This window comes from Gracilibacillus orientalis (assembly GCF_900114645.1).
Lineage (GTDB): Bacteria > Bacillota > Bacilli > Bacillales > Amphibacillaceae > Gracilibacillus > Gracilibacillus orientalis.
In genome coordinates, this window is record NZ_FOTR01000003.1 from 155,314 (window position 1) to 180,997 (window position 25,684).

The window sequence follows — 25,684 nt, forward strand, 5'->3', positions numbered from 1 at the left end:
AACAGAACAGCCGATCATCATTCTCCCTTCACTCCACTTAGTGCGATACTTTGAATAATGTACCTTTGCAAGAAAAGATACAGTACTACAATAGGTAAAATACTAACAGTAGCTAGGGCCATCGTTAATCCTCCTAAACTTGTTCCATTTTCTAAAGAAAAACTTGCGAGATATAACGGAACAGTATGGAGATCCTGATTATTTAATACAACCAATGGCCACATGAAATCATTCCAGCTCCATATAAACGAAAGAATAACCATTGTTGCTGCAATGGGACCTGCTAGTGGTAAATAAACGGTAAAGAATATTCTAAACTCCCCAGCCCCATCAATTTGTGCTGCTTCACGAAGAGTTGTCGGTAGCTGATCAAAAAATTGCTTACATAGAAAGATCAGCATACCATTAATAACTGTTGGCAGAATCAATGGCCAAAAGGTATTTAACAAGCTAAAACTATTAAATAATGTGTATAACGGAATTAATCTCGGTTCCATTGGGATCATCAATGTACACAATACCAGAATAAAAAGTAGCCGTTTATATTTGAAGTTACCTTTGGAAAAGGCGTACCCTGCAAGTAAAGATGCAGATACTTGTAAAAAAACGGAACTAGTCGTGACAATACCGGAGTTAATATAAGATTGAATGAGCCTTCCATTCTCAAAAACAATTCCATAGTTAAAGCTTGATATTGTTTCTGGTATTAATCGAGGTGGAAAAGGCATGGTAATATTAGCCGTTCGATCAAAACCAACACTTACCACCCAGATAAATGGCATCATCAGCAATGAACCGCATACCAACAAAATGATAAACTTTACTATATTTGATATTCTTTCACTAGTTTTCTGATCCATATTCTGACCTCCTTATTATCAAACTAGAGTTGCATTTTCGAAACTCTCAAATTAATGAAAGTAAATATTAAAATAATCACAAACATAATATAGGTCGCTGCCGAAGCTATCCCAAATTCAAATCCTGTAAAACCTCTTTCATATATAAACGCACCCATCGTTTGAATTGATCGGGCTGGACTACCGTTTGGCCCGCCTAAAACATAGACTTCATTAAACCGTTGTAAACTTCCGATCCAACCAGTAATTAATAAAAAAGCAAAGGTTCCGGACATGTTGGGAATCGTAATGAATAACCATTGTTGAAGCCCACTAGCCCCATCTATTTTTGCAGCTTCATACATTTCGGGAGAAATAGCTTGTAAATTAGCTAAACAAATAATAATGACAAAACCTATCCAATGCCAAACGGCTAGTAAAATCACTCCCCACTTAGCAGTAGATGGATCAGAAAACCATGTCGAAGATGGTAGACCAAGTGCATCTAATATATAATTTGCAACTCCCATCTCAGGATGTAAAACAAATTGAAAAATCATAGCTGCCGCGACGATAGATGTTACGTTGGGTAAAAAATAAATTACCTTGAAGAAATTTTGTCCTCTTCTAATCGAATTAATTAAGGAAGCGAAAATAAATCCAAGGGGAATAGTAATAAAAATTTGAAAAAAACCAATAAAAAAAGTATTCCAGACTGTATTCCAAAAGGTGTTAGATGTTAATACCCTTTGAAAATTTTGTAATCCGATAAATGTTTCCATCGTCCCGTTTGATCTAAAAAAACTTAAGCGGAATGATTCCATAATCGGATATACCATAAATAATAAAATACCAATAAAACTTGGTAGCAAAAATATATACCATGTAAAGGCAGCTTTTCTTTTTTTACTTTTGATTGTTTCGACATCGTCATTAATGGTCACTGTGTTCTCTACGCCATTTTCATTGATTTGTAGCTTTTCTTTAACCATCCCTTCCCCTCCTTTTTAAAAATCAATCATTATTGTTAACGTTTACATTTATGCGGATGAATCTGACATTACTTAGGAAAAATGATTGATTAACGTGTTACTAGGTTTATCATCATCATCTCTATTGCGATATTCAGTTGGCGTGAATTGATAATGTTTACGAAACTTTCTACTGAAATGAGAAGCACTTTCAAATCCAGATTCTAATGCAATATCCAAAATCGACTTTTCCGGATGCATTTCCAGTAAGTATTTTGATCGTAATAAACGGCGTTGCATCATGTACTGCATTACTGTTATGCCTGTAATATCCTTAAATATTCGAGACATATAATATTTGCTAATATGCAAGTGATCTGATATTTCGTCTAATGTTAAATTTTGGCTATAATGATAGTCGATCCATGTTATCACTTTATTGACATGTTTCATCTTGTTCGTATTTCCTACTGGCATACTTGTCAATTTAGATTTACTTAATGCATAAAGAATAAACAATAATTCAATCAATAATGTCGTAATTTCCCCTTTCAGCATCCGTTTCTCAATCGACTTTTTCGCTGAATTTTCCAAGTTTAATTGTTTTATATTAATTTTCTGTAACAACGAATGTATTTCTTCAAATTGCTGCACATTTATATCTCGCAATAATATATTGCCAAGTTGATCAAAAGGGGTTAAGATTTCAGGCACATTTAATTGGTTAATAATCGACCTCATCCATTCAGGTGAAAATTCAATAACAGTTCTTTCATATGGTTGACCTTCCGTGGGTGTAGGTCCATGTAAGGCTGATCCATTCATCACAATAATATCGTTCTCATGTAACTGAATCACATGGTCATTTATCAGGTATTTGCAATCTCCTTTATGAAACATATAAATTTCAAAGTAATCATGTGAGTGAATAAAAAAATCACTTTTATGAAAATTAATATCTATATTCCGGTAATAAACATATAGATTTTCTATTGATTTATTCATCATTGTCACTCCCAATATATGTTTTTAAAAATTCATAACTATTAACTGCTTCTTCTTCAAAGTTCCTCCATTCACATTCGACGGATACCCGGAGGAGATAATTAATATCTTTCAAATTATTTGTAAATGTTTCATAAGGATAAGTTCCTGTTCCGGGTGCTAATCGATCCGAATCTGCTACATGAATATGGCCCAATAATGAACCTGCATCAGCTATATGATGCAAATGTTCTTGCTCTTCTTCCATATGGTAGAAATCAGCTAACACTCGAATAGATGGATGATCTACTTTTCCAGCTAGTTCCACCGCTTCAGGAACACTATTTATAATATTACTTTCTTTTTTATTTAAGGGCTCGATAACAATCGTTACATCATGCTCTTCAGCATGTTTTGTTGTCATCTTCAGAAATCGAATTAACTGTTTTTCGGCTTCTATTTTGGAGAAATTTTCAGGATAGGATCTGGCATCACCACTTCCGAAAACAATCGTATCTGCACCAATTTCTTTCACCCGTGGAATTGCTTTTGACAAATAAATTTCTATTGCAGTTTCATCTACATCGTTCCCTGTTACTTTTAAATGACCTGGTAAAAAGACATTACACACTTCTACTGGCAAATGACTATCAAAATATTTTTTGCGAATATTTTGGTAATCAACATCATTTTCCGGGACAAGAGAAACCACCGTACACTCGAGAAAATCGAACCCTGCTGCAGCTACGACATCAACATTTTCGATACTAGCACAACACCCTATTTTCATATTCTCCTCCTATAATGTTCCATCGTTCTATTCCCTATCTTTTATCCAATCCATATTATATTTTAGTATTTCTTTTGTTTCTTTTTTTGCACTAAAGTCTTCTAAACCGATGTACCCTTCATAGTTAACCGATTTTAAATCTTCCATCACCTGTACCCAATCTACAACACCTTCGTCTACCAGTTCCCAGCCTACTTTCCACTGATGGTCATTCCTAGATGAATCCTTTATCCATTTTGCATTTTTTAAATGAACATGTGCTAAATATGGACCAAGCAGTTCCATGCCCATACGATGGTTCTCATAACCTTCATGAACCATATTACCAGGATCAAACAGGACACCTATCGCATCCGGATCCAACCCTTCTACTAGCCGATAAGCTGCACTGGCACTTGCCGCAATTGTTCCATGATGTGTCTCAATAAGGCCTTTCACCTCATACCTTTTACACAACATTTCGCACTCTTCAAGATAACGCTTACAACTTTCGAAAAGTGTATGGAAATTCTCTGATCGATTATATTTAGGTACTCCCAGTCTGATAAAACTGGCACCAAATGCTTTTGCAACTTTTAATACTTGTTCTGTTCCAGCTAAATCGCCCGACGTTAAATATGGAGTAACACTGACGACCTCAATCTGATCTGCTTCACTTTTTGCCTTTAATTGTTTTATTTCCTCTTCCGAAATCTCCGGGGTAAGGGTACATTTGTTATTCCCCCAAAAACTAATGGGTTCTTTAGTTAATTCTGCCGGAATTTCTTTATATCGCCATTCTACGCCATCAAAGCCTTGTTGCTTTAATTCATCAATTAACTCTTCTGGTTCCATATCCGGTGTCATTACAGAAAAAACAGTTAACTTCATCATAAATCACCCTTATTATATTTATTTTAAAATGCTATTTGCCGAATTCGTATATTAATCATAACACTTACATTTTCATCCTTCTATAATCTAATTGATGGATTTTTGTCTGATATTGCTTTTTATAATCGTGAACAAATCGACTGTTTCTTATCACTGCAGTTTCCAACGTACATAAAGTATTAAAATTAATAAAATATACAACAATTTCGATCAAGTAAAAGCAAGTTTAGTCAATTATTCATTATCGTTTTGTATTTACTGTTTTATGCAACTTTCGCTTGAAAAATGAATGATTTCATCATACATAAAAGCTACCTTGTCTTCATAACAAGATAGCTTTTAAACATTCATATTTCCTTTCGTTTGAAGTTCATATATTGACTACATCTTTGTGTCTTTCCTTACGTCTATGCTCTAACTCCACATCCATCATACTTCGTTTATCATCTAGTTTATAAAAGGACATCACTAACATAATGAGCACGCAAATCACAATTGGAGTCCAGATAAAACTGAATTCAATATACTGCAGTGCTGTCGCTGTTTGCTCCGTATTTGGGACATAGCCACCCACGCTAAGCAGCATGCCGATAAAAGCACTAGCTAGCCCCATACTCCCCTTAACAAAAAAACCTTGAAAGGCAGCAATCAATCCAGCGATACTTTTCTTTTTCTTATATTCAGAGTAATCGATGACATCTGGTTGAATAGCAAAAGTGCTGCCAAATATGCCATAAATTCCAAGTCCAGTTATAGCAAGCCCGGCGATCAATAAAACTGGTGATGGCTTACCAAGAAAAATCAGTAAATCTCCGACAATATAAATAACAGCACTAAGTAATAGAACATTTTTCTTTGCCATTTTTCTCTGTAGCCATGGTAAAATGATTAACATTGGTAAACCTGATAAAATCCCAAATAACCCCACGAAAGTTAACCATTCTGTACGACCTAGATTATAAGTAAAATAATATATAACCGTTGTATTTCTAATTACGAATAAGCCGAAATACAGAAAATTAATTACGAAAAAAATGATGGTTTGATCTGTTAACCCTTTTAAATCTTGCTTAAGAGACGATTTCCCCGGTTTAACTGACGGTGGAATCACTTCTTTTGTATTCTTAAATGTAAATACAAATATTAACATAGCCAGAAAGCCATATAAACTCATCGTAATTAAAAAACCTTTTTGGGTATCTCCTTGACCAAAGAAAGTAACCAATGGCATTGTAATAGACATTACTAAAGCAGTTCCTATTAATGCACATATCATACGAGATGAAACAAGAATATTTCGCTCATGATTATTAGAGGTTAACCTTGGAACAATCGTATTCAAAGGTATATTAACTACTGTATAAGCTGTACTTAACAAGCAATATGTGACATATGCCCAGATGATTTTTCCTGTCATACTAAAATCAGGAACAATAAAAGTGAATACAGTGAAAATGAAAAAAGGAATGGCACCAATAAGAAAATATGGCCTACCTTGACCCCAACGAGTATTGGTTCGATCTACAAGCACCCCCATCCCTGTATCTGTACATGCATCAATAATTTTTGTTACCAACATCAATGTCCCTGCAACTGCAGCTGTAATACCAAACACATCTGTATAGAAAAACAGTAAATACGATGACATCGTACTAAATACTAGATTACACCCTAAATCGCCAACACCGTATCCAATTCGCGTTTTCCACTTCCCCATAACTATCACCTTTTCCGCAATTTTTGATAACGCTTCATTAAATACTAGTGAAGCCCCCATCTACTACAAAGTCAGATCCAGTCGTGAAACTACTAGTATCACCAGCAAGATATACACATATAGACTGCAATTCTTCCGGTTTACCGATTCTTTTTACAGGTGTCATATCACTCCATTGCTCAATCAATGGTTTTAGACTAGGGGAATTCAAGGTTAACTCTGTACCCATATAACCTGGACTGAGCGAATTAACTCGGACATTTCTTGTTGCCCACTCAACTGCCAGTGATTTCGTCAATTGAATCACACCTGCCTTCGAGGCGTTATAGGAACATTGTGGTTGCGGATAATTCACGATATGACCTGACATTGAAGCGGTATTGATGATCGATCCGCCCCCTTCTTGTTTGAGCATTACTTTCCCAGCCGCCTGGGCAGTTAAAAATACTCCTGAGAGATTGATATCCAAAACTTTTTTCCATTGCTCATAAGACATTTCCTCTGCTGGTGTATTGATACAAATTCCCGCATTGCAAAAAGCAACATCCAAACGGTCAAATTCTTTTAAAAATTTATCAATCATGGCGTTAACATCCTCTGGATTGGTAACATCAGCTTTGATAGCAATAGCTTTGGTACCATTCTTCGCAGCTATTTCCTCCGCTGTTTTTTTTGCCTCCTCTATATCCAAATCAACAATCGCAAGATCAGCACCAGCCTCTGCAAAAGCGAGTGCGACACTTCTACCTATTCCGCGCGCACCACCAGTAACAAAGATCTTCTTTCCATCCAATCTCATTTTTTCAATAATTCCCATTATTTCTCCCTCACTTTCATAAATCTATTTTATAAAACCTTTTTGTAAAATATATTTATATAATAAAGCCGTTTTATGTAAACGTCAACATAAAATTTCGACGACTATATAGTTAAGTTCTTAAGAATGTTGTAGGAATAACGATGGATGTGGTATATTTAAACAAAATAATTTTATAAAATCTTTTTATATAATGAGGTACTTTTATGGAGAATAACATCACATTTAAAGATATAAAAAAAGGTAACTATTCAGCAATTTTTCATCTTATTTATCAAAATGGAAAAATATCAAAACAAGAAATAGCCAATCAGCTTCAATTGAGTTTACCTACTATTACACAAAATCTTGTCCGATTGGAAAAGGAAAACCTTATTGAAAAAAGTGGACAATTTCAATCTTCTGTTGGCAGACGTGCTACAGCCTATGCCATTAATTCAAAAGCTCGCGTCAGTATAGGTGTCGAAATCCAAAAACATACGGTTAAACTACTAGCAGTAAATTTATTGGGGACTGTATCTCATCACAAACAAATTACACTTTCTTTTACTCAAGAGAATAGATATTTCCAAGCATTAAGTAACGAAGTCGAAACATTTATTACAGAAGCTCAAATATCTTCCGAACAAGTTCTAGGCATAGGTTTCGCCGTACAAGCGCTCACATCAGCTGACGGGAAAACCATTACTTATGGGAAAATTCTTGAGTGTACCGGATTGGAAATTGAAGTTTTTTCCAATTACCTTCCATATCCATGTAAATTCATGCATGATGCAAAATGTGCAGCGACTACAGAACTTTGGCTTAGAGATGATATTGGTGATGCCGTTTATTTATCAGTTGGAACACATCTTGGTGGTGCTATCATTATTCGTAATCAAATTGAGATGGGAAAAGAGGGCCATAGTGGCACCGTTGAGCATATGACAATTAATTCTGATGGCCCACTCTGTTATTGTGGAAAGAAAGGTTGCATGGAAACATACTGTTCAGTTAGCGCATTATTAAAATCAGGGGAAACATTAGACGACTTTTTCTATCAATTACGTAAAAGAACAACTGACTATTTAAAAAGATGGGATTACTTCTTAGAGAATTTAGCTTTTGCTATCAACAATGTGCACCTTGTCATCAACCAGGAATTTATCATTGGAGGTCACCTTTCACCTTTTATAACAGAACACGATTTAGAGATGTTACACGGAAAAGTAAATCAGAAAACAGCATTTCCAACCGAACAACGATTCATTCATATTAGTTGCGCTCCAGAGCAAGGTGTACCAAAAGGGGCTGCACTGCCCTTCACCTTGGATTTTGTACAGTCGGTATGACTTACTAGCAAGATACAGTGAGACACCCAGCGAGAAATTATGAGCTTTATTGATGGCAAGGAGGTGAGAAACAACATGCAATTTTATGTTCCTTTGCAACCACCTATATTACAAAAAGAATTGTTAGATTCCAATTATCAATATCAAGAATATTTACCAAATAAGAACCTAGAATCTTATGTAGCTTGCTATTGGACCGTTAATTTCCATTCTTCGGAACAGAATAAATTGCACCGTATAATACCGGATGGCTGCGCGGATATTATATTTGATCTGAGATCATCCTCTTTTTCAAAAGGAGCCTTTGTTGTTGGATTGATGACTGAATTCGAATCCATAAATCTTACTCAAAAATGCTCCTTATTTGGAATTCGCTTTTATTCAGATACTGTACACCATTTTTTAAGGCATCCCGTTTCTGAATTTATTGAAAATCATGTATTTCTCGAAGATATATGGGGAAGAGAAGCTACATTTATCACAGAAGAAATCATATCATCCAATGGAATTTCAAGAATAATTGAAAAGGTTGAACTAAAGCTAATGAAGTTCTTACAATTGAGCAAATCAAAACCAAATTATTTGTTACAAACAGGTTTGCAATATATTTATGCTAATAATGGAGTGATTTCAATTCGCTCTTTGGCAGAAAAACTCCATTACAGTGAAAGGAATATAAGAAGGACATTTCATAAGGAGTTAGGGGTGAGCCCAAAAGAACTTTCAGGTATCATTCGATTTCAAAGCGTTCTGCAAGAGCTATATAATAGTAATCAATATAGATTTACTAATGTTGCTGCAAAATACGGATATTCTGATCAATCACACTTTATCAATCATTTCAAACGTTATTATGGCATCTCCCCAAACGAAATTTTAAAATAAACAGTACCACTAAGTAAATGTGGCCGTTTTTTACAATCCAAAAGCTAAACTAAATGATACTATGTATTTAACCCAAAGGAGTGTATGATGCTTTCGCCACAAGAACATTTTCTTGCTATGTCAATTTAGGAGGTATGATATTTTATGAAACCACGAATTACAGTAATTACATTAGGTGTAGATGATTTGGAAAGATCTTTAACATTCTATCGAGACGGATTGGGTCTTCCAACAGAAGGTATAGTTGGCAAAGAATTTGAGCATGGTGCTGTTGCCTTTTTCGACTTACTATCAGGAATAAAACTTGCTATCTTTCAGCGCAAAGATATTGCACATGACGCTCAGATTAAACAGACCGTTACCAGTCCTACTGAAGTTACTATTGGTCATAACGTAGAAAGTAAAGAAGAGGTTGACAAAGTTATGGAACAAGCAAGAAAGGCCAATGCTACTATAACAGTCCAACCACATGACACTTTTTGGGGTGGTTACTCTGGTTATTTTCAAGACCCGGATGCCCATTTGTGGGAAGTAGTATGGAATCCATATTTGGAGATCAACGAATAATTCAACTTAAATTATCAGGCACGATTTGCTTAAAAATCAGTTCAAAGTTGAATCCATTTTGAACAAACTTTTTTCGATAGATTCTTTGGCGCTATAAATAGGAAATAACCTCTAAAAGCTACCATGCATATAAATTTTACGACGACACAAGTAAAATTAGGAGATCTGTCACGATAACGAACTTAAGTGAAGGTAATGGATTGCAACTGTCGTTATTTGATAAAGAGGATAATAACATAATCGGTCATGTGATAAATGCCATTAATGATAAATATAATTCAACAGCAATTGTTAGGGCTAGTAGTTATATGAAAGAGGACATAGCAATCAATAGAAATGAAAAAATCGGTGGACATTATTCTTAATGATAAAGTCAGTTGTTAACAATTATGCAATCGGGTATGTGAAGGGTTATTTTTTATCATTTTTATTGGACATGATAAACGCAACTAACATCCCAAAAGAGATCATTAGTGTCAAAACGTTTTCGACATCCATAAGCGATACCTCCTTCTTGAAAATATTTAAGAAGGTAATACCGATGTGCCACCCCTCACAGGAAGCCGATCTATTGACAATTCTATTATAACATTTCTATACTTTTAATAGAGAAATACGACATAATATCTTAAATCTAAGTAGGGGTACAGACAACAAAACGGAAATATTGTACATTGAAATTGGAACCGTTGATATAACAAGGATGTTCCAATAACATCCATTTGTGGTTCGACCCTTAATCAAGTATTAAAAGCACTGAAATTATTGCATTTACAGCACCAAAACTCATTGCCAAAAACAAAGTACCGTTTATTAATTATTAATACCTTTTTGGCAAGGCCATAGCGTACAATTTCCGAAATATTGGTGATACCCCTACTAATACTGATGGTTTGTTAATTAGAAGCTTATCGTTTCTACATGTTGCTGTTTTTATTGGCCCGCAAGTATAAAAAGATCACACTTAAGGTCTCTGTCCCCAAACTGTTAAAATACCAGGGGAAAGTTCATTAAAATCTTGATTAGACAGTATTTCCTCAGCTCTTTTCATGGTATCCATATTAATACTCGGATCCTTTAATAACTCATCACGTAATTGATACCACGTCTTTTTCCAAAAAATGGATGAAGGGGATTGGTTGTCTAAAGAAGGTAAGTACGCTTCCATGCCAATACTATGAAAGCCTGTATCACGCAATCGTTGCGGTACCGTAGAAGCCCATTCTACGTCACTACCAATTACCTCTTTTAATTTAGTCCACATTACAGACATTAATTTTCGATAAGATTCATGATTTGAATTCTGTGTCATTAAATCCACACTATCAGACAAGATTATCCATCCACCAGGCTTAACCCATGAAGTAAGCTTTTTAAGAACTTCAGCACGGTTTCTTAAATGCATAAGGACCATTCTAGCATGGATCATGTCAAACATACCAAATGGATAATCTTCATCGTTCTGCGTAACATCATACTCAGCTATGCGTAGATTCTCATATCTTTGACTAAGCGATTGCGTTTGGAGTTCTCTTATATCTCGGTCAACTGCTACAATTTCTCCATTTCTCAACTCTGGTTGTTCTGCAAGCCACTTTGCTATACTGCCGTTACCTGCACCTACATCTAAATAACGTCCACCTTCTATCAATCCCCGATTTTTAAGGTAGGTAAAGCTTACATGATCGAAGGTTTCAGATATACTTTTGAGCCGGTTACTTTCATCCTCATGATCCTGACTAAAAATTCCAACCCCATAATGTTCCATTTTTTGTCATCCTTCCCTTGGCTATCAGTATATTCTTATAAAAGTTGCTTTGCAAAAAGATAACCACCCCTTTATTAAAACTATTTACTTATGTGATTACCTAATGCACGAAGAAATCAGGAAAAAGCTTGGCGCTCGGGACAAAAATCTTATGAGTCAACAGGCGTCCTCACTACCCATTACTCCCTATGGTCGAGTTGATGTGAAACTGGATCAACGACTCGTACTGTAAACCAATCGATGATGGGCATATTTCAATTTCTTAGACAAACGACCCTAAAATCAACGAATATAAACAGAAAACCCATACTTGAAAGGTATCATAAAAAATAGTGTTGAACATATCAAAATACTAAGCTAATTATTATTTAGTTAATTATATTTTTTGATAATTCATTTGTTATTAGACGGATTATTTCATAGTTATAGGAGTGATTTCTTGGATATACAATTATTAAACGTCATAGTGGGTGTCAATAGTCCTTATACAAGAGAAGATAGGTAACTAGTTCTTCAAAACATTGAGTTTGTAAATTTAATATCAATCATTGAAAAAATGAATTCTGTAAACTAAACAGGGCTTTTCAGAAAACATAATTTCCCCCTATTGGACAACTATAATATTATTAATACATTATATTAAAAACAAATCCAATTTCTGTTGCTTATATTTTTTTACAAATCCTTTCATTTTTATGGAAAATCGTGTATAGTTGATACAAACAGAATAGAAATAACTAGGGGAGTCCAATAAGTTGGGCTGAGAAAGAAACACGTTGAAGTTTCTTGACCCTTTGGACCTGATCTGGATCATACCAGCGTGGGGAAGTTAGAAATCTCATCATTATTATGAATAAAACTTCTACATATAAAGCCGGGTCCATCCTTTTATGGATCCGGCTTTTTTATGTCTTCTTATTGTATTACCCACTTGATATGTTCTTGGTCTTGTCCCTTATTATTTTGAAAGGGAGAGATTTAACCAATGTCAACATCCTCAGTAAATGAAAAAAACATTTCCATCATGTCTAGCTTTTCAGGGAGTAAAAAAGTATATGTAGAAGGTTCTAGAGCTGACATTAAAGTACCGATGCGTGAAATTGAGTTAAGTCGGACTACAGGAACCTTTGGTGAAGAAGAGAATCCACCAGTCCGTGTCTATGATACTAGCGGACCGTATACAGATTCTAATTATTCGGTTGATATAACAAGAGGGCTTCCTACACTTAGAAGCAGATGGATCCAGGAAAGAAATGATGTCGAAGAATATGAAGGTCGAGAAATAAAGCCTGAGGATAATGGATATCAAGATGAGAATGATCCTCGTGCCAATCATAACGTATTTCCTTGTTTAGAAAGAAAACTATTACGTGCAAAAAAAGGGAGCAATGTCACACAACTTCATTATGCTAAAAAGGGAATTATTACTCCTGAAATGGAGTTTATCGCAATAAGGGAAAATATGAAACCTGAATTTGTTCGTGATGAAGTAGCAAGAGGACGAGCGATTATCCCTTCTAATATCAACCATCCAGAGACAGAACCTATGATCATAGGGCGAAATTTCCATGTTAAAATTAATGCGAATATTGGGAATTCTGCTGTTTCATCTTCCATCGAACAAGAGGTTGAAAAAATGACCTGGGCAACACGCTGGGGTGCTGATAATATTATGGATCTTTCAACAGGGAAAAATATTCATACAACACGTGAATGGATTATTCGCAATTCTGCTGTCCCTGTAGGTACAGTTCCTATTTATCAAGCACTTGAAAAAGTAAATGGCGTTGCAGAGGATCTAACATGGGAAATATACCGTGATACTTTAATTGAACAAGCGGAACAAGGTGTAGATTACTTCACTATTCATGCAGGTGTTCTTTTAAGATATGTACCGTTAACAGCAAAACGTTTAACAGGTATTGTATCCAGAGGTGGATCTATCATGGCACAATGGTGTCTCTATCATCATAAAGAAAGTTTTTTATACACTCATTTTGAAGAAATCTGTGAAATTATGAAAACTTATGATGTATCATTTTCTTTAGGAGATGGATTACGCCCTGGATCAATTGCAGATGCAAATGATGAAGCTCAATTTGCAGAGTTAGAAACTCTTGGAGAACTAACGAAGATTGCTTTGGAACATGATGTGCAGGTTATGGTTGAAGGTCCCGGACACGTTCCAATGCACCTTATTAAAGAAAATATGGATAAACAACTAGAAGTGTGTCAAGAAGCACCTTTCTATACACTTGGACCACTTACCACTGATATAGCCCCTGGATATGATCATATTACATCGGCTATTGGCGCTGCCATGATTGGTTGGTATGGCACGGCTATGCTTTGTTATGTTACGCCAAAAGAACACTTAGGTTTACCAAATCGAGATGATGTGCGAGAAGGTGTTATAACATATAAAATCGCTGCACATGCTGCCGATTTAGCAAAGGGACATCCTGGAGCTCACAAAAGAGACGATGCCTTATCAAAAGCTCGATTTGAATTCCGTTGGAGAGATCAGTTTAATTTATCTTTAGATCCGGAACGTGCATTAGAATTTCACGATGAAACACTACCTGCAGAAGGGGCAAAAACAGCACATTTCTGTTCCATGTGTGGACCGAAATTTTGCAGTATGAGGATCTCTCAGGATATACGTAATTACGCTAAAGAAAACAAGCTGGATACAAAGGAAGCTATTGAAAAAGGAATGAAAGAAAAAGCTAACGAATTTAAAGAAGCTGGAAGTAAATTATATCAGTAACTTCATATCATATGGGAGGTCATAATGTGGATATCCAAAAAATTGAAGAAGAAATAAATCAATTAAAAGATCGCCTTTCTTATTTGGAGAACTGTATGCAACATATACAGCAAAATTGTGACCATCATTTTAAAGGTAATCCATTCTACGAAATATGTAGCAAGTGTAAAAAAGTAAATGTGCTTTATTATTAGAGTATTTCTGCTAAAATCAAGAAATGAAAACATACAAAAGTAGTTATCCAAGAAATGAGATGACCTTGTGAAATTATAAAAATGTATACGTGGGTACACCTATATTATCTACGGGAGAGGATATTGATCTTCTCCCTCTTCCCACTCTCTCAGATAACAAAAATCTGCTTGAGTTTTTTTGTATGTTAAAAAATCCTGCTATTAACTCAAGTCATTCTTGCACAAAGTCACATAAAGCAAATCATTTACTGCGCAGTATCAGGCTAATGAATTAAATATCTTTTATGCTGCTCACGCTTTCTTTAGTGAGTTATTTTTGCATACCTAAGTGTGGTATCTGGCGATTTGTAACCTAACAATTCTTGAATAGCTACGAGTTTAGCTCCATTATTTAATGTTAATGTTGCAAATGTATGCCTTAAAACATTAACTTTGTCTTACAAACCTGCCCGTTAACATTCCTGTAGTGCATTAATTTCGACTTTGAAACAAATAGGGCACAGACCTTAAAACGTAAGATTCGAAAGCAAAATATCTAATTTATCTTGGGTTTAAATACTAAGGTTACATAACCAATCATAGAAGATCCAATAAAAAGAACATAATATCCTGATATATCAGCTATTACTCCTGAGAAAACGGATCCTATGGCTTGCCCAAGTGCAAGTATTAAGAATGGTACACCTAGTCCGAATGATGGGTTAGTTTTAAATACGGAAATCCCCCATACGATTAAGACCCCTGTTATGAAAATATAAGAGCTTCCAAAAAGAATTGGCGACAGAAACCCTGTTATCTTGTTACCTGGATAAATTCCTAGGATAAGGGACGAAGTTGAGAGTATTAATACAGAAACCCTGTACGCACTCATAACACCAAACTTATCTATAAATGCACCAGCAGTTCCTCCTAGTAAACCTGCAACTCCAATAATTACCCAAAAACACTCTCCTAGGTATGTAGGTATGCTCTCTATATTTAACAAAAAATCTCTTGAGAATGTCCAATAGGCTGAACAGGATATTCCAATAAATAAAGATGCAAGAATTAGTTGAATAGAACGTCTCCATTCCTTTTTAGAGTAGCCAACCGTGACCTTCTTTTCTGGAACCTGATGTCCTGGAAGTAATTTATAATTAGCAATGAACACAAAAATAGCAATGACCATAAATATCAAATACGTTTCTCGCCAACTATCAGTCATTATGATAGCAATTGCCCCGGTACAAGCTGTTCCAATACTTGTTCCGGAATTAATCCATGAATTAGTCTGATTCTGTAACCTTGTTTCTATATTAGCGCTAACAATATTAGCGTATGGCGGGGATGAGAATCCTGTACTCATCCCTGCCATAAATATACCTAAGCCTAGCACTACCGGATTAGAAGAGATGGAGATGATACCCAAGCCAATAATCGATGATAATCCAGCTACTACAATAATAGACCTTGGAGTGACCTTATTAGAAAATGCCATTGCTAATACTATTGCTATACAGTAAGCAATGTATGATAAAGACGAGATCACACCACTAGTGGATTGATTCATATTAATTGTTTCGTTAATATATGGAAGCATTAAACCATAACTAAACCGAGACAAACCATACGTGACAGCAATCATTGGTAAGCCCACTACTATTAATTTTTTTGCATTCATATAACTCGCTCCTTTTTATATATAACGTTCATTATAATAATTTAGCGAAAAATATAGAGAACAATGTAAGATTTTTACGACACTATTCTCTCCCTATTTCCTAATTCATTTTTCGGAAACCAGAATACTTTTCGTTAAATCAAGTGCAGTCTTTTTCACCTTATCTAACTCAAGTATTTGAACCATTGATGTTATTCCCTCTAGTATAATAGATAGTTGCACACTAAGTGGTTCGGGACCATGAAGAAGCTTCAGATCATTTTCAATTTTGTTTAAGAGTCTTTTTTTATGTTCTCTACTTATTGAAGCAATTTCTTCGTTTAAACCTTCGTATTCCTGCTTCGCTCTTAAAAATAAACAACCATTAAAACCATTAGTTTCTATCCAATCAAGGTGTGCTTTAATCAGCGACTCTACATACTGATTAATACCATTCTCCCTGTTGATTTTAGCTTCCAACAATTGAAAATATTGTTTTTCTCTTTGAATTAATATTTCTTTGATTACATCTTCCTTCGATTTGAAATGATAGTACATGGTCATTGTTGCTACTCCTGCTTGCTCCAATATATTTTTTACACCAATTGCATGAAAACCATGCTGATAAAATAATGTCTCAGCTGTGTTAATTATATCTTGTTTTTTCTGTGATTTTTTCATATAACAACCTCCATACAGAACGTTCATTATAAATATTAGCATATCACTTACCTTATAGCAAGAGTAAACGAATCAAATGCTATAATGAGCCGATCCCTTTGTCCGAATGTGCTAAAGGAGAAAGTCAGATTCAAGGTTTTCTAGATAAGAAGAAGCCTTTTAGAAGTCGTTTTAAAGTTTACCATACGATGGAAGGACTAGAGATGTTACTTTACTTTTTAATTGAAATTGAGAAAAATACTGGTGTCCAACCTCCGGTTGTCCTTCGTAAAATTTTAACGTTGTGAAGGTCAGACACCTCAAAAAGTTTTTTTGCTCTATCTTACTTTTTCTTGACAAACTAAATATAAAGGATTTCGAACTTTTCCAAATTCGGAAGCATGTGGTCGATCATCATCATCACGATATCCATAATCAATCATTCTATTCCGATTTAAGCAAAGTTTTGTAAAACTAGGTCTTAATAAATCAAATAGTTGGAATCTTTCTTGGAATTCTGGAAAACGTTTTTGATAGTCTACAATAGATTGGCGAAGTTGACTCCAGAACTTTTCTTCATCATAGTAGTAATATACATCTAAAATATCGCTTAAGTAACGTAGATGGCAGACAAAAAGCCCGGTAAAAATAAATTGACATAACCCTTCCGCTGGTTCACTGCGTAAAACTGGCTTTAATTCTTCTGGTAACGATTTTAGTTCAGGAAGTGGTTCATCACTTACATTTACATCATCTACAAAATCTTTTATCGCTAATCTGTGTGGTGTATGACCCTTTAACACTAATACAGTGTTTTGACCGTGTGGTGAAAAAACGACTCCATATTTAAATAAATAGTGTAATAGTGGAGGTAGCATAACTTGGAATAATCGATCTATCCATTCTTCAGCTGTCAAGCCAGACCTTTCGATTAATGAAGAAACAAACGGTTTTTCATTATGATCCACATAAAGCAAGGATGCTAGTGTAATAGCACTTTCCCCTTCATCTAAAAAGGAGTAAATACTCTGTCGCCATATAACTCCCAGCATTTCTAAGTATTGATATGGCGCACCTTGTAATTTTTTATAATATGGATGGTCATAGTTTATACTTGCTACTTCACCTGGTAAAATCAAACTACACTCGTCTCGTAAAAATGAATCTTCCTCTTTTATACGATGAATATATTGTGTAATCATGGGTGCAATTGCCGTTCGTTCTCCAGGCAGCCCCCTGTAAACTAATGTATTTAAAATACTCATTGGCAACTTCACATGATGCTTTATTTTATCAGTAATATTTGCAAAAGTACGAATGGACTGTTGTGGAAGGTAGTAATCCTCCCCATTTCCAAGTGGTACAATCCTTTGTTGTGCTATGTCCTCTAGGAAATATTGAATAATCACATTATTCCATTGCCATTCATGTATAGGAAGGAAATAATATTTTGAAGCCTCTAACCCTTCCTCCTTTAATCTTTCTTTAAACTCTTCTATTTTCTCCTTTCCTAATTCATCGTTCATAAGCGTTTCATAACTTACTCCTGGTACAGATTGAAATTCAGCCAAATCTACATGTGCTGCTACCCACGCCAGCTTTACTTTCTTCTTTTGTTCCGGTGCATAAGATAGATAGTCTTGATAATCAAATCCGATTCGTCCTTTATTATAGGTGATCCATGGATGTCCTTCCATTTCTCCTTCTAATTCCGCATAATCCATATCGGCTAATTCGTCCGAGGTGACCTGTTGCTTTTTTGCTAAAATATGTGCATCGGCTAACAGCGTATTATTATATTCTTTTATTAAATGTCCTGTAGTTAGAGATGTCATCCCTACTTTTTCTTGAATATCAAGGATAAACTGGATTGGATTCGTTCCTTTTTCCCAAGTTCCATTCTCAAAACGATGTATTGACTCAGGAAAAATACGATAGCTATCCATTAAACGTTTTTTTCCTTCAAACTGATAGATGACTGCCTCTTTGGGTTTTAGCTGATAAAGGGGACGATTCTCTTTTTTTAATACGATCTCTGGAAAAATAATATCCTCGTACATGAATTCAGAAATCATTTTTGCTACTAACTTCTCACCGACAGCTTCCCAAATCTCTTGCTTTAAAATTTCTTGTACATTATATTGATATTTCATCTCTTTCACTCTCCTTATATTTACTTTACTAGTTAGAAGTGGATTCTCCGTGAATACAAAATAGAAAATACAATAGGAACTGTATCCTTCTTATTGAAGTCATTATTGAACTCCAAACTGTTGAAATACATTACGCTTTCGAACTGGATATACGTCTTCATTTGTGAGCTCATTTATGATGACAGAATTACGATAGGCTCCTAATCCTAAATCCGGTGCCCCTACTCCATGGGTGTGCATTTCCCCATTTTGGATAAAAATTTTATTCTGAATCTCTTTCGTTAATCGTAGTTGATAATTTTGTTCGACCTGATACCTCCCTTTGTCATCCCATTGAATAAGAGATTGAAGGTTCGAAAGGAAAGAAGGAATGAAGTGCTTGTAGCCAGTTGCTGCAATGACAATTTCACTCTCATGTTCAAAAGATTGATGTTGTTCTAGATGTCGGCATGATAATTGATATTTACTCTTATCACCTGAATCATTCATTTGTTTTATATCTTCTATTTCCGTTTTAGCAAGTAATCGAACTGGTGGATTCTCTCCACCAATTGAGTACTCATACAGCGCATCATAAATATCTGTAATCGTTGTTGCACTTATTCCTTTATACAATAAGTCCTGCTTCGGAAGCATCTGATCCTTTTGTTCCTGATTCAATTGATAGAAATACTCCGTGTGGTCTGGTGAAAAATGCTCTAACCCCAGCTTCGAATATTCCATTGGAAAAAATCCTTTTGAACGGGTGAACCAATCAAGCCGGTATCCATATATTCGTTGTTCCTTCAAAAGCTCAAGAAATACTTCAGCAGCACTCTGACCTGAGCCAATCACCGTAACCGAATCTGTCTGCCTACTTCGCTCTCTTTTATGTAAAAAGTCTGCTGAATGAAAAACATCTGCTGAAGAATGAGATGTAAAGCAATCAGGCAGATATGGAACACTACCAACACCAAATACAAGATGACGAGTAAAATAGAATTGCTTTTCGCCTGACTGAATCTCTTCCACTTCTACTTTAAAATAGCCCTCATCTGTATTTACGTTTTTTTCATACCTAGCGACCTCATGTAGGTTTGTTTGCCATTCAATACTTATAACTCGCTGACCAAAGCAGCAATTTGTTAGCTGCTTGGACACCCATCCGCAATAATGATTGTATTCCCGCCTAGGAATTAAGAATCTTTCAAGAAAATAAAATTTATATAAGCGATCATGTTCATGTAAATAATTTAAATAACTAAACCGACTTTTGGGATTCGCCATAGTTACCACATCAGCTAAAAAGGGGACTTGTAAAGTGGTATCTTCAATTAAAAGTCCACCATGCCATTCAAAATAAGGTTTTTGATCGAAAAAGAAAGCGTCTAGATCTTCTATTTCATCTGTTAAGGCAGCAAGACCTAGATTAAAAGGACCTATTCCAATTCCGATAACATCATACATGTGGTTGGTTATTGGATATATGTTGGATGAAGTCACTATTCTTAAACCTCCTTACAAACGTGTCACGATGACAACTCATGAGTAAACCCCGTTTATCTGGTAAATCAATTTCTTTTTGCTGTTTAAACCCACATTGTTCAAAAATATGGATCATTTTTTTATTACGAATATCTGGCTCTGCCACTACTTTCTCAGTTTGAACATGTTCAAACCGAAAAACCATCATTGCTCTTAATAAAGGGAGAGCTAAGCCTTTTCCTAAATATGATTCTGGACCAAAAAGCAAATGGATCCCCTGATCCTTTTTTTCTACATCGTAGTAGTTTGCAATTACGTCACCTTTAGCCCAGTAGGCCTCCCAATAACTCATTGGTTCTCCATCTAAATAACCGATATATAATGTTTGATGCTGATCATCTAAAATCTCCTTTAAATGGTTTTCATATACATCTATTGAAAAGTTTTGATTCCAAAATGGAATAACATGTGATTGATGGTGCCAACGATGGAGTCGGTTAAGATCCTCCTCCAGTGTAACTTTTCGAAATGAAATAGCCGAATCTATTTCTTGATCGTAGACACTAAAATCAAAGTCTCTAGTACTTTTCATTTGTATCCAGCTCCTTTTGACACAAGGGATTATCAATTTGAATATAGACAGATTGGGTTTCAAGCGAACCTGTTAATTCATCCATATCATAAAAACGTGTAAGCAAGTTGGCTTTGCAGGGCAGCTTTCGTTGAGATAATAGACTTGAAATTAATGTAGATGAACTATGATCAGGCACTTTCATAGCATGAAGTGCTTTTCTTACTTCCTCCAATAGGATCATTTCATCTATTAATCCCCCTGCTCCAAACGCATTAATGACCCCAAACAAATGATTAAAGAAGAAATAATAACATAAACGCTCATCGGCAATGCTATCCAAGCAAATGGTATGACTTTTCTCACTAATACCAGGTAAAATTTCATTTAGACGTTGATGATAGGATTGACAAAAGTAATAGCCTTGATTATCACGATAGAAAAATTGGTCTGGATAACCACTTTTTAACTGAATAACACTGTTTTGCTGGTGAGCTTCAACCGCAATTCCATAGTTTAAGTACAACCACATAATTGGATTTAAAGAAATATTAAGGTAACTCCTAAACCAATCCAAACTTACCTCTTCAGTAGAACGCCCTTCATTTTCTGCTAATTGCTTAATGATTTCTGCTAAGCGTGATGAATGTCCCTTAACTGAATCCTGACAAAGTGCAGCAAGTGGTGTAGCATTCAATGCCTTTTCGTGTTTAAAAGGATTCTCCCTAAAAATAACTTCAAAACCAGATTCCTTTTCACCATCAATATCAACCGTAATAAAAGAAGGATCACAAATAATTTGAAAATTCGGGTGTTCTTCCCTAAGTTTTCTACCAACCCTTCCTTCCATAAGCTTCTTAACCTCCACCCCTCTCTCTAACTCCATATATTTATTTGCACGTACAGAGTTGGTTACTTTTACATTTAATGAAAATTTCAGCATAAAGTTCGCTTCTGGATGATACACCGTTCGTAAAGATGAAGTCGGAAAATAACAACGACCGTGTTGCCCAAGACTTTGAATTAACCCTTTTCCCATAAGCTCTTTCACTCTAGGCTTTTTCATTAAAAATTTAGCCTGCCAAGGGTGAATTGGAATTATTTTATAATTTCCATCTTCTTGACTAAACATAAGCTTAAATTCATCTGATATAGATGGGTCCTCCATCACTTGCTGTTTCACGATTTCTGATGCTGTAAGCTTTAAGGCTGAACCTTGTTTTACAATAGAGGTATGAACTCGGAAGTAATGAAGCGAAAATTCCCCTTTTAATTCAGGTGAATAATGTGGGGCATCCCACTCTGAAATACCTTGACGACTTTTAGGTGTTGGATGCATTAAATGACCAAATAATAATGCTTGCTCTGCATCAATGAAGTTCATATCCATATCATATAAATGTTTTATATCTGGATATCTTTCCGTAATATACTGTTCAATGTTTTGGCAGCTTAACATGACTCGCATCATTAATTCTTCTTGGTTTACCGTTCCATTCTGTTCATTCGATTCTATTAATTGTTTCGTAATAAGATTAACTAATGTAATATAATCGACTTCCAATAGCTTCCCACTGTTCCCTGAATAATAAATAGGAAATGAAAATAAATGTCGACCTGTTACAGACCAATAAGCAAGTGGAATATATAAATGAATTCCAAGTAGAGGTAATTCACAAAAAATAAGTGATTTTTCTTGTGTTTTACCTACTAAAATCTCAGGTACTTCATCCAATAGTTGAAAATTTTGAGTTTCTCTTAAATAGCAATTTAAAAAGCTTTGGATTGTGGCATGTTCGGCAATTTGTTTCTTCTTCATACTTTTACACTCCTCCATTTTGATAACATTGATATCCTATTTTCTTGACTTGCGATAAAATAGATTGAATGTCTTTGAGTGTCGTTCGTGGGTTAAGTAAAGTTAATTTCAAGTAAATACATCCATTAACTCGGGTTCTAGCCAAAATAGCATGACCTTGTGATAGTAATTTTGATCGAATGATAGTATTGATTTTATTTACTACATTCTCATCATAACTATGATTTGCATAACGAAATACAATTGCATTTAGTTCAGGCTGATTCATCAATTCTAGCTCTATATCTTGTTCAATTAACCCTGCAGTATCATGAGCTAAATCTATCGTGTAATCAATCATATCAGCGAACGTTTTTCGACCTAATGCTTGTAGAGACATAAATAATTTCAAAGAATCGAAGCGACGAGTGGTTTGTATCGATTTCGTAACCAAATTAGGAATACCTGTTTCTTCGTCATCTTCTGGGTTTAAATAATCTGCATTCAATTTAATAAAGTTAAAGTTTGATTGATCCTTTACAAGAAATGCACCACAACTAATAGGTTGATAAAATAACTTATGAAAATCAACGGTAATAGAATCTCCTAAGTGAATGCCATTTAACTTTTCCTTATGACGATCACTTAATATAAGAGCACCACCATAGGCTGCATCGATATGAAACCACATTTGATGTGCCTGTACACGATTGGCTAATTCATTAAGTGGATCGATGCTACCAAAATCAGTCGTCCCCGCTGTAGCTACCAATGCAAAAGGTAATAAATTCTCTTCCTTTACTTCTTTTAAACGATGATCTAAATCGCTTAAGCATATTCGATGTTGATGATCTGTTTCTAATGGAATAACCGCTTGCTCTCCTAAACCTAGTAAAAAGGCGGATTGTCTTACTGTAAAATGAGCATCCTTAGAACAAAAAATTCTTAACCGATTAGCCTCAGGTGGTAATCCTTGCTCTTGTGCATTCCAGTTTAATTGCTTGTAAAGATAACGATCACGAGCCAATAGTAATCCCATAAAATTGGATTGTGTGCCTCCACTCGTGAATACACCGTCTGCTTGTTCAGTTTGAAGGAACATTTGAGATAACCAATGGATCACTTTTTGCTCTAACACCGTTGCGGCAGAGCTTTGATCCCATGAATCCATGGATTGATTTGTCCCACTGATCATTACCTCAGCAGCAAGAGCTATACTTAATGGTGGGCAATGAAGGTGAGCGATGCAAGAAGGATTGGTCACCGCAATAGAATGCTTTAATATAACCTCCCCAATGTCATTAATTAGTTCACTCATATTCCTTGGTTTTTCTGGAACAGTCTCACTAAATGTTTTATTTAAAAGTGCTTTGAGCTCACGATGTGAAAAGCCACTATATGGCTTTTTACTCTTTGAAAAGTTATGAACTAAAGCCATTTGTGTTTGCTGCATCAATTGCTGATAGAGAGCAATGCTTTCTTCACTTTCATGTAAAAAATAAGGATCGTAATTTTTGGCTATTTCACTTGGGGCTACATGGGCATTGGTTGCCATATTCCACACCTCCTGTAATAAATGATTGTTTGTTATATCTGCTTCCGTTTGCTTAATGGCTACTGAGAGTAAAATACAACTACACTGCCATTGGTTGTTTTTGGGTCTTTGAGATAAAACTCTTTAACAGATAATGATAATCAATTTCAATTGTTCCTCAAAGCTAATTCTAATGATAATGATAATCATTGTCAATAATGTTTTTGTTTGTTCTATTAATTTGTTTAAAAACCATTAATTGGAATATTAGAACAGTGAGAGGTTAGACTTTCTGTTATACTTATCACTTTCCTGAAACTGTAATAAAAAATTAGGTAAATTTAATCAAGAGTGTTTTGCTTGAAAAGGTTCGATAAATCAAAGAAGTTAAATGGGGGATAACGGACGCTAAGACCCTGATAAATTTCACTAACCATCAGTGGGGTCAACCAAAGCCATTTTGTCTTTTTAAATGAAAATGGAGTAAATCTGCTTGATCATGTATCTTCACTCAGAAAAGAGCTAGACTACTTATAAGAAAGATCAGAAAGGACTCTGATGATAATGAAGAAAATCACGATCATTGGCGGATCAGGAACAGTTGGTGACATCTTGTTTGAAAGATTACAAAACAGCTATGATGTGCTAATTCTCGATAAAAATATCAAGAGTAACACAGAAAGGCAACGCTATGTAGATGCTACTAATTTTCAACAGTTAGCCTCTGAAATCCCAAAAGATTCAGATGTTATCATAAACTTGCTCCGAATTGATACTTCTCATGCCATTGAACCGGCAGAAGTGTTTGATCAGATGACAGATGTCTTCTTCAAAGCGTCTTATTATATCATGTTAATTGCCTCGAAACGCAACATACCGAAAGTCATCTTTGCAAGTAGTAATCATGTTTCAGATTATTATGAGGAAAATGGTTATTCCAAATTGGGACGTGAAATTACAACGAATGATTATCCTTATCCCAAGGGACTATACGGTGTGTTGAAAATTGCTTCCGAACAAGCCGGCTTTATTTTTTCTTTAAATACAGACTTATCTATCATTAACATAAGAATTGGTTCTGTTCCGGATGAAGAAGACACAGATGCTTTAAAAAAGAACGACCGGTTATCAAGAACCTTACTTTCAAAAGAGGATCTTGTCGAGCTTTTTTCAAAGGCAATCGAAGCAAAAGTGAACTTCGGAACTTATTACGGTGTATCCAATAATACTGAAAAACCGTGGGATCTATCGAATGCCATAGACGAACTTGGATATGCTCCCCAAAAGAATACAGATGAAATAGCTGAAGAATAAAAGCAATTGATTAAAATGTCATTCATTAATATCGCCCACAAATAA

23 protein-coding genes, 1 pseudogene and 1 riboswitch are annotated in these 25,684 nt (G+C 35.2%); of the genes and pseudogenes, 8 read left to right on the forward strand and 16 right to left on the reverse strand.

Features of this window, described 5'->3' with window-relative positions; translation table 11 throughout:
- Window positions 1-17: 17 nt before the first annotated feature.
- From BM121_RS06780 to BM121_RS06810, 7 genes are all read right to left on the reverse strand, one after another.
- On the reverse strand, window positions 18-860 hold the full coding sequence (locus BM121_RS06780) for a carbohydrate ABC transporter permease (RefSeq protein ID WP_091482658.1): 843 nt from the start codon (window positions 858-860) through the stop codon (window positions 18-20).
- Between the two features lie 23 nt (window positions 861-883).
- Entirely contained in the window at window positions 884-1,831 is a 948-nt protein-coding gene (locus BM121_RS06785) for a carbohydrate ABC transporter permease (protein WP_091482660.1), read from the reverse strand.
- A gap of 72 nt (window positions 1,832-1,903) precedes the next feature.
- Window positions 1,904-2,815, reverse strand: a complete 912-nt coding sequence (locus BM121_RS06790; RefSeq protein ID WP_091482662.1) for an AraC family transcriptional regulator — start codon at window positions 2,813-2,815, stop codon at window positions 1,904-1,906.
- A complete protein-coding gene (locus tag BM121_RS06795; protein WP_091482664.1) occupies window positions 2,808-3,584 on the reverse strand; it encodes a sugar phosphate isomerase/epimerase family protein in 777 nt (258 codons plus the stop codon). The genes BM121_RS06790 and BM121_RS06795 overlap by 8 nt, the downstream gene beginning before the upstream one ends.
- Window positions 3,585-3,611: 27 nt before the next feature.
- Window positions 3,612-4,454 (reverse strand): sugar phosphate isomerase/epimerase family protein, encoded by an 843-nt coding sequence (locus BM121_RS06800; RefSeq protein WP_091482666.1) that lies wholly within the window; start codon window positions 4,452-4,454, stop codon window positions 3,612-3,614.
- Window positions 4,455-4,827: 373 nt separating this feature from the next.
- Entirely contained in the window at window positions 4,828-6,174 is a 1,347-nt protein-coding gene (locus BM121_RS06805) for an MFS transporter (RefSeq protein ID WP_091482667.1), read from the reverse strand.
- A gap of 37 nt (window positions 6,175-6,211) precedes the next feature.
- Window positions 6,212-6,991, reverse strand: a complete 780-nt coding sequence (locus BM121_RS06810) for an SDR family oxidoreductase (protein WP_091482669.1) — start codon at window positions 6,989-6,991, stop codon at window positions 6,212-6,214.
- Window positions 6,992-7,197: 206 nt separating this feature from the next.
- Between BM121_RS06810 and BM121_RS06815 the strand changes: the two genes are divergently transcribed.
- The 4 genes from BM121_RS06815 to BM121_RS21990 all read left to right on the forward strand — a co-directional run bounded on the left by BM121_RS06815 (window position 7,198) and on the right by BM121_RS21990 (window position 10,139).
- On the forward strand, window positions 7,198-8,322 hold the full coding sequence (locus BM121_RS06815; RefSeq protein WP_091482671.1) for an ROK family transcriptional regulator: 1,125 nt from the start codon (window positions 7,198-7,200) through the stop codon (window positions 8,320-8,322).
- Window positions 8,323-8,397: 75 nt separating this feature from the next.
- Window positions 8,398-9,207, forward strand: coding sequence for a response regulator transcription factor (locus BM121_RS06820; RefSeq protein WP_175495353.1), 810 nt, complete (start codon window positions 8,398-8,400; stop codon window positions 9,205-9,207).
- Window positions 9,208-9,351: 144 nt separating this feature from the next.
- Entirely contained in the window at window positions 9,352-9,774 is a 423-nt protein-coding gene (locus BM121_RS06825) for a VOC family protein (RefSeq protein ID WP_091482674.1), read from the forward strand.
- A 200-nt stretch (window positions 9,775-9,974) separates the two neighbouring features.
- Window positions 9,975-10,139, forward strand: coding sequence for a hypothetical protein (locus tag BM121_RS21990; RefSeq protein WP_175495354.1), 165 nt, complete (start codon window positions 9,975-9,977; stop codon window positions 10,137-10,139).
- Window positions 10,140-10,738: 599 nt separating this feature from the next.
- Here BM121_RS21990 and BM121_RS06830 read toward each other — a convergent pair.
- Window positions 10,739-11,542 (reverse strand): class I SAM-dependent methyltransferase, encoded by an 804-nt coding sequence (locus tag BM121_RS06830; protein WP_091482676.1) that lies wholly within the window; start codon window positions 11,540-11,542, stop codon window positions 10,739-10,741.
- A gap of 729 nt (window positions 11,543-12,271) precedes the next feature.
- A riboswitch (TPP riboswitch) is annotated at window positions 12,272-12,386 on the forward strand.
- A gap of 141 nt (window positions 12,387-12,527) precedes the next feature.
- Here BM121_RS06830 and thiC point away from each other — a divergent pair.
- Window positions 12,528-14,312, forward strand: a complete 1,785-nt coding sequence (gene thiC, locus BM121_RS06835; protein ID WP_091482678.1) for a phosphomethylpyrimidine synthase ThiC — start codon at window positions 12,528-12,530, stop codon at window positions 14,310-14,312.
- Between the two features lie 26 nt (window positions 14,313-14,338).
- The gene (locus BM121_RS06840) at window positions 14,339-14,506 is read left to right on the forward strand and encodes a serine protease (protein WP_091482680.1); all 168 of its coding nucleotides are present in this window, start codon (window positions 14,339-14,341) and stop codon (window positions 14,504-14,506) included.
- 302 nt (window positions 14,507-14,808) lie between these two features.
- On the opposite strand, the pseudogene BM121_RS22655 reads toward BM121_RS06840, so the two are convergent.
- The 3 genes and pseudogenes from BM121_RS22655 to BM121_RS06855 form a co-directional block, all read right to left on the reverse strand.
- Window positions 14,809-14,922: pseudogene (locus BM121_RS22655) on the reverse strand (integrase); the annotation flags it as partial.
- 119 nt (window positions 14,923-15,041) lie between these two features.
- Window positions 15,042-16,166, reverse strand: a complete 1,125-nt coding sequence (locus tag BM121_RS06850; protein ID WP_091482682.1) for an MFS transporter — start codon at window positions 16,164-16,166, stop codon at window positions 15,042-15,044.
- 105 nt (window positions 16,167-16,271) lie between these two features.
- Complete coding sequence (locus BM121_RS06855; RefSeq protein WP_091482684.1) at window positions 16,272-16,826, reverse strand: TetR/AcrR family transcriptional regulator; 555 nt, start codon at window positions 16,824-16,826, stop codon at window positions 16,272-16,274.
- A gap of 98 nt (window positions 16,827-16,924) precedes the next feature.
- Here BM121_RS06855 and BM121_RS22265 point away from each other — a divergent pair, with 98 nt between their 5' ends.
- Window positions 16,925-17,113, forward strand: coding sequence for a hypothetical protein (locus BM121_RS22265; RefSeq protein ID WP_091482686.1), 189 nt, complete (start codon window positions 16,925-16,927; stop codon window positions 17,111-17,113).
- Between the two features lie 30 nt (window positions 17,114-17,143).
- Here the strand turns inward: BM121_RS22265 and BM121_RS06865 are convergent, their stop codons facing one another.
- The 5 genes from BM121_RS06865 to BM121_RS06885 all read right to left on the reverse strand — a co-directional run bounded on the left by BM121_RS06865 (window position 17,144) and on the right by BM121_RS06885 (window position 24,346).
- Complete coding sequence (locus BM121_RS06865; RefSeq protein ID WP_091482688.1) at window positions 17,144-18,958, reverse strand: IucA/IucC family protein; 1,815 nt, start codon at window positions 18,956-18,958, stop codon at window positions 17,144-17,146.
- A gap of 102 nt (window positions 18,959-19,060) precedes the next feature.
- Window positions 19,061-20,404 (reverse strand): lysine N(6)-hydroxylase/L-ornithine N(5)-oxygenase family protein, encoded by a 1,344-nt coding sequence (locus BM121_RS06870; RefSeq protein ID WP_217649310.1) that lies wholly within the window; start codon window positions 20,402-20,404, stop codon window positions 19,061-19,063.
- Complete coding sequence (locus BM121_RS06875; protein WP_091482690.1) at window positions 20,397-21,014, reverse strand: GNAT family N-acetyltransferase; 618 nt, start codon at window positions 21,012-21,014, stop codon at window positions 20,397-20,399. The genes BM121_RS06870 and BM121_RS06875 overlap by 8 nt, the downstream gene beginning before the upstream one ends.
- Window positions 21,001-22,812: an IucA/IucC family protein gene (locus BM121_RS06880; RefSeq protein ID WP_091482692.1), complete on the reverse strand. Its 1,812-nt coding sequence runs from the start codon at window positions 22,810-22,812 to the stop codon at window positions 21,001-21,003. Before BM121_RS06880 ends, BM121_RS06875 begins: the two co-directional genes overlap by 14 nt.
- A 4-nt stretch (window positions 22,813-22,816) precedes the next feature.
- Entirely contained in the window at window positions 22,817-24,346 is a 1,530-nt protein-coding gene (locus tag BM121_RS06885) for a pyridoxal phosphate-dependent decarboxylase family protein (RefSeq protein WP_091482694.1), read from the reverse strand.
- A gap of 543 nt (window positions 24,347-24,889) precedes the next feature.
- Here BM121_RS06885 and BM121_RS06890 point away from each other — a divergent pair.
- A complete protein-coding gene (locus BM121_RS06890) occupies window positions 24,890-25,639 on the forward strand; it encodes an NAD-dependent epimerase/dehydratase family protein (RefSeq protein ID WP_091483161.1) in 750 nt (249 codons plus the stop codon).
- Window positions 25,640-25,684 lie beyond the last annotated feature (45 nt).